The following is a 3568-nucleotide window of genomic DNA, read 5'->3' on the forward strand; positions in this document are numbered from 1 at the left end:
AGGCTGTCTCTTTTGTCCTGACAGTTCCTTTCCCGTCGGAAAGAAACTGCCACGACAGCATACTGCGGGAACGTTAGCAATAATGTTAAAAACAAACCATATATGAAAAAAACGATTTTGATTTCATTTTTAATATTTACAAGTTTTATTGCGTTTTCGCAAGACTTGCCAACTGAACCGGAAAATGGATTTGCTTTCCTAATAGGAAGTAAATTTACAATAAAGCTTTACCCAACTGATAAAAATAGTTTTGAATATTCAATTATTGAGTTTGAACCATTTCAAGAAATCATAGATACTTGGGAAAATGATTCCTTATTTATAGAAGGAGAAAAAAATGGAACTATTGAATTTTATTTTTGTTTATCAACATCTGGAGATACAGACAAAGAGAAAGCCGAAAATATGAAAACACTTCTTTTAATGAAAAACAGAACTAAATATTCCTTGTCATATAAATCTGATATTCAAAGAGAAGAAGACGCAGAATTCGAGGAAACTTCAAATGTCGGTACTTTTTCAGGAGCGAAGGGAACCGAAATGTGGCCATATATGATTTATCAAATAGGTCTTCACGATTTTAAAATAATGAAATAAACACTATTGCTAACACGCGGTCATAGTGCATGGCAGTACTTTTAAACCAAAAACACAAACGTTCGCGCAAAGCTCTTTTCGTCCTGACAGTTCCTATCCTATCGGACAGAAACTGCCACGACACCATACCGCGGGAACGTTGCCAATAATACTAAAAAAAGTTGTGAATGATTCATATTTGGTGTAAATTTACATCACAAAATAATAAATTATGCCAAGACAAAGTATATCATTTTCCAAGCCCAACGATGAGTGGTTAAAAACACAAATAGAAAGCGAAGAATATTCGAGTAAAAGTGAACTTGTTAACGACTTGATCAGACAAGCCAGGAAACAGCAAGCTCATATAGATTGGATTAGAGCAAAACTTGAAAGATCTGAAAGAAGTGGTTTTACGGATGATACGAAAGAACAAATATTAAAACAGTCAAAGTCGTTACTTAATGGCTAAATATAGACTAAGTAACGTAGCTAAAGAAGACTTGATACGTATTCATCAGTACGGAGTAAGAAAATTTGGCATTACACAAGCGGATTTATACTTTGAATCATTCTTTGAGTATTTTGAAATTATTGCCCAAAGACCTTTTGCATTTGAATCTGTAGATTATATAAAAAAAGGATATCGAAGATGTGCTTGTGGTTCTGATAGTATATATTTCAGAGTAAATGATAATATTGTTGAGATCATGGCAATTGTTGGGATGCAGGATTTAAAAAATATTCTTTAATCCTTTTATTTTAAGACTATTAATTAAATTAAAAAGTACTATTGGCAACACACGGTCATAGTGCATGCGTTTTTTTTTAAACCTGCAAATCCACTTTCCGTATGCCGTCGTTTTCGGCTTGAAAGTCTCCACTTCGTGGGACAGTCAACCGCACGACACCATACCGCGAGAACGTTAGGTGTAATTTCACAAAATACAAATCAAGCTAAAAGGACTTGATAATAATACCAAATATTGGTACTTTTGTAAAAATTGACAGTTATGAATAAGAATACATCTATAACACTAGGACAGCATTTTGATTCTTTTGTTCAAAGCAGTATTTCAGGAGGAAGATATAAAAATGTTAGTGAAGTTGTCAGAGCTGGCTTGCGTTTACTTGAAGAAGAAGAAAGTAAAGTAATCGCTTTAAAAAATGCAATTCAGGAAGGATTAAATAGCCCACGAATTGAGAACTTTGACTTTGACAGTCATTTAGAAAAGTTAAAAGCTGAAAGTAAGAAAAATGGCTAAAGTAATTTTTAGAGAAAAAGCCATTAATGATTTATCCGACATTTGGAATTACACTACATTTAGATGGTCTGAAAATCAAGCTGACAAATACTATGAAGCAATAAAATCAGCTTGTAAAGAAATTGGAACAAATCCTAATCTTGGGAAAAAATATCTTGAAATAAGTCGTGAATTATTAGGTTATAAAACTGGAAGACATGTTATTTTTTATCACGCAATCTCAGACAATGAGATTGAAGTTATAAGAATTTTACATGAGCAAATGGACCTGAAAAATAGATTAAAAGAATAAAAACTACACCTAACACGCGGTCATAGTGCATGCGGTTTTATTTTAACTTGCAAATCCACATTCCGTATGCCGTCGTTTTCGGCTTGACAGTCTCCACTTCGTGGGACAGTCAACCGCACGATACCATACCGCGGGAACGTTGTATGCAAGCTTAGGAAACGACAGTGCAATATGAAAACTAAAGATATAATAGAAGGAAGTCCAGCAATTAAATCGACTACGATTGCTCATTCTGATAATTTCATAATGACAACTGGTGGAGTTGTAAATATTTATGAAAATCTGATTGACTCTGACTGTGACTTAATTCTAAATACTAAGAAGATTAAACAAATTCAGTTTGCTGATAAATTCAAAGTAACCGAAAAGACTTATGATTTAATCAACCATAGATTATTGACAGATAGTTACAAACCAACTTTAAGGTTAGTACTGAACGGATTCGGATTTGTTGATAATTTGGATTGCTTGAAATTCTTGACTAATACAAAATCACTTACGGTAGATATGTTTAAGAATAAGCAGATTGAAAATATAAATAAATACTTACGACTTGAGCATCTTGGAATTGGAGGACAAGGATTGTCTATTAAACCAATTTCGGAGCAAAGTGAATTGATTAGTTTGTTTGTTTTTGACAAATTGAAAGATATTGAAACGATTGGAGAGCTGACTAATTTAAGAAAACTGACTGTTTCAAAATTGACGCTCAAAGACCTTGACTTTTTGACTACATTAAATCAATTGATTGAGCTTAATTTTATGTTAGGTAGTGCGACTGATTACGGAAAACTACCAGAAATTGGTGTGATAGAAAAGATGTCATTTACAAGAGTTAGACAATTGACAAAAGAACACTTGATGATTCTTAATGAAATGAAATATCTAAAAGAATTGACCTTTGACACACAAGCAAATATTTTCGATTTAGATTGGTTGTCAAACAAGTCGATTACGACGAAAGTATTTAACTGTAAGAACTTTAATGAATAAAAGCCAGCATAAAACAATGTATAAAAAACATAAGTGGCTCAGTGGTTTACGAAGCTTTAGAGCATTTAATCAGCTCCGCCAAATCTGCGATTTGACGGGTTTGTTAAATCTTTTAAATTTGTGTCAAATCGCAAATTTGGCTCAGTGCAACTTGACAGGTAAGAGCTTCGAAATCACTTACGTTTCTTATACTAAACGTTAGCGCCAATTTTAAAATAACAAACAGTCTTGAACTAAACTATTAGAAAAGCTAAAGCATGAGTCGAAAAACGGAGAGAAGATTTCTGAAAATTTTAATTTCTGTTTTATCAATACCATTTTTATTTCTCCTTATTACAGAAATAATGACACCTGACGCTTATGTATGTAAGCTTCCCCAAAAACTGGACAGTTTAAAAGTAGACAAAATAGTATTAATTTTAAACTGTAATTATGAAGAAGA

Annotated in this window: 7 protein-coding genes; all 7 read left to right on the top strand. The window is 32.7% G+C overall.

Translation table 11 applies throughout. The features are described from left to right. Nucleotides 1-102: 102 nt before the first annotated feature. Nucleotides 103-597, top strand: coding sequence for a hypothetical protein (locus tag ACE1EF_RS19955; RefSeq protein WP_375722475.1), 495 nt, complete (start codon nucleotides 103-105; stop codon nucleotides 595-597). Between the two features lie 211 nt (nucleotides 598-808). After that, on the top strand, nucleotides 809-1048 hold the full coding sequence (locus tag ACE1EF_RS19960) for a ribbon-helix-helix domain-containing protein (protein ID WP_375722476.1): 240 nt from the start codon (nucleotides 809-811) through the stop codon (nucleotides 1046-1048). Beyond that, nucleotides 1041-1328 (top strand): type II toxin-antitoxin system RelE/ParE family toxin, encoded by a 288-nt coding sequence (locus ACE1EF_RS19965; RefSeq protein WP_375722477.1) that lies wholly within the window; start codon nucleotides 1041-1043, stop codon nucleotides 1326-1328. Before ACE1EF_RS19960 ends, ACE1EF_RS19965 begins: the two co-directional genes overlap by 8 nt. Nucleotides 1329-1589: 261 nt before the next feature. After that, nucleotides 1590-1841 (top strand): type II toxin-antitoxin system ParD family antitoxin, encoded by a 252-nt coding sequence (locus tag ACE1EF_RS19970; protein ID WP_375722478.1) that lies wholly within the window; start codon nucleotides 1590-1592, stop codon nucleotides 1839-1841. Then, a complete protein-coding gene (locus tag ACE1EF_RS19975) occupies nucleotides 1834-2133 on the top strand; it encodes a type II toxin-antitoxin system RelE/ParE family toxin (protein WP_375722479.1) in 300 nt (99 codons plus the stop codon). The genes ACE1EF_RS19970 and ACE1EF_RS19975 overlap by 8 nt, the downstream gene beginning before the upstream one ends. A 171-nt stretch (nucleotides 2134-2304) precedes the next feature. Further along, complete coding sequence (locus tag ACE1EF_RS19980; protein WP_375722480.1) at nucleotides 2305-3126, top strand: hypothetical protein; 822 nt, start codon at nucleotides 2305-2307, stop codon at nucleotides 3124-3126. A 257-nt stretch (nucleotides 3127-3383) separates the two neighbouring features. Then, on the top strand, nucleotides 3384-3568 hold a 185-nt coding region (locus ACE1EF_RS19985; RefSeq protein WP_375722481.1), incomplete at its 3' end, for a hypothetical protein.

The sequence above is a fragment of the Quyinboa sediminis genome, from assembly GCF_042219855.1.
Classification (GTDB): domain Bacteria; phylum Bacteroidota; class Bacteroidia; order Bacteroidales; family UBA5342; genus JBHJHP01.